Consider the following 1,949-nt stretch of genomic DNA (forward strand, 5'->3'; position numbering starts at 1 on the left):
CAGTGTCGTCTCCGGCTTGTAGCCGGTCAGGGCCAGCAGCAAATCGGGGCTGGCGAAGGTGCGCGGCACGTCACCCTTTTGCATTGGCAGCATCTGGCGTTTCGCCGATTGGCCAAGTGCCTTTTCGACGGTTTCGACGAAGGTCATCAGGTTTTCGGGCTGACCGCCCCCGATGTTGACGATGCGGAACGGAGCCTGGCGCGAAAGCGTCTCGACACGTTCGTCGGCCACGCGGTTGGCTTCCGACGGAGCGACCGACGATAGCCGGACGACCGCCTCCACCAGGTCATCGATATAGGTGAAGTCGCGGCTCATCCGGCCTTCGCCGTAGATCTCGATCGGCTGGTCCTCCAGCATGTTCTTGACGAACTTGAAGAGCGCCATGTCGGGACGGCCCCAGGGGCCGTAGACGGTGAAGAACCGGAACGCCGTTGTCGGGACCTTGTGCAGATGGGCATAGCTGTGCGCCATCAGTTCCATCGATTTTTTCGTCGCCGCATAAAAGGTCAGCGGCTCGTCCGCCCGGTCTGTCTCGCGGAACGGAATGGACGGGTTGGCACCATAGATCGACGAGGTTGAAGCCAGCATGAGATGGTTGACGCCGACATCCTTGGCGATCTCGAGGATGTTCCAGGAGCCTTCCAGGTTGGACGTCAGATAGGCTTTCGGGTTTTCGAGGCTGTAGCGTACGCCGGCCTGCGCTGCGAGATGCACCATCACATCCGGCGTTGCGCTCGCCACGGCCTCTTCCAGGGCCTTGCGATCTTCCAGCATGGCCGTCACCGGGCGGAAGGCCGGAAACTGCGCCAGCGCCGCGTTGCGCATGTGCTTGAGCTTGATGTTGTAGTAATGCGTCATGCCGTCGAAACCGACGACCTCGTGGCCATCCTGCAGCAAGCGGCGGGCAAGATGAAAGCCGATAAAGCCCGCAGTGCCGGTGATGAAATAGCGCATCTCTACTTCTTCTCGTTCTTCTTTCCGATGGCGAAATAGCTGAAGCCGTGCTTGGTGACTTCGGCGACAGGATAGATGTTGCGCAGATCAACAATCGTCGGGGTCTTCACCAGCGATTTCATCCGCTTGAGGTCGAGCGCCCGGAACTCGTCCCATTCCGTGACGATGACGATGGCATCCGCGCCGTCGGCAATCTCGTAGGGGTCGTTGCCGTAGGTGATCGGGCCGATGACTTCCTTTGCCATCTCCATGCCTTCCGGATCATAGGCGTGGACGTTGGCGCCGCCGTCCAGCAAGGCCTGGATGATGGTGATCGACGGCGCGTCGCGCATGTCGTCGGTGTTCGGCTTGAAGGTCAGGCCGAGGATGGCGATCTTCTTGCCGCGAACATTGCCGTCGCAGGCGGCGATGACCTTGCGGCCCATGGCACGCTTGCGGTTGTCGTTGATCGCGACAGTGGTTTCGATGAGGCGAACCGGGCTCTCGTGATCCTGCGCGGTCTTGACCAATGCCAGCGTGTCCTTGGGGAAGCACGAGCCGCCGTAGCCGGGGCCTGCATGCAGGAACTTGTCGCCGATGCGCTTGTCCATGCCGATGCCCTTGGCGACCTTCTGCACGTCGGCGCCGATCTGTTCGCAAAGGTCGGCGATCTCATTGATGAAGGTGATCTTCATGGCCAGGAAGGCATTGGCGGCGTATTTGATCAGCTCGGAGGTGCGGCGTTCGCAGAAGTAAAGCGGTGCCTCGTTGAGATAGAGCGGGCGATAGACTTCGCGCATGATCTCGACGGCGCGCGGCTCCTCGGTGCCGATGACGATGCGGTCGGGGCGCTTGAAGTCGGTGATTGCGGCACCCTCGCGCAGGAATTCCGGATTCGACACCACGCAGATGTCCTTCTCCGGGAATTCCTCGCGGAAGATACGCTCGATCTCATCACCGGTGCCGACAGGAACCGTCGACTTGGTGACGACGACGGTAAACCCGGACACCGCAGC

2 protein-coding genes are annotated in these 1,949 nt (G+C 61.0%); both read right to left on the reverse strand.

Annotation, left to right across the window (positions count from 1 at the left end):
- Positions 1 to 954, reverse strand: a 954-nt coding sequence (locus tag K9B32_RS28765) for an NAD-dependent epimerase/dehydratase family protein (protein WP_224568773.1), incomplete at its 3' end; no start/stop codon positions are given.
- A gap of 2 nt (positions 955 to 956) precedes the next feature.
- A partial coding sequence (locus K9B32_RS28770; protein ID WP_224568775.1) for a UDP-glucose dehydrogenase family protein occupies positions 957 to 1,949 on the reverse strand: 993 nt, incomplete at its 5' end.

The organism is Rhizobium sp. 3T7 (assembly GCF_020166565.1).
Classification (GTDB): Bacteria; Pseudomonadota; Alphaproteobacteria; order Rhizobiales; family Rhizobiaceae; genus Rhizobium.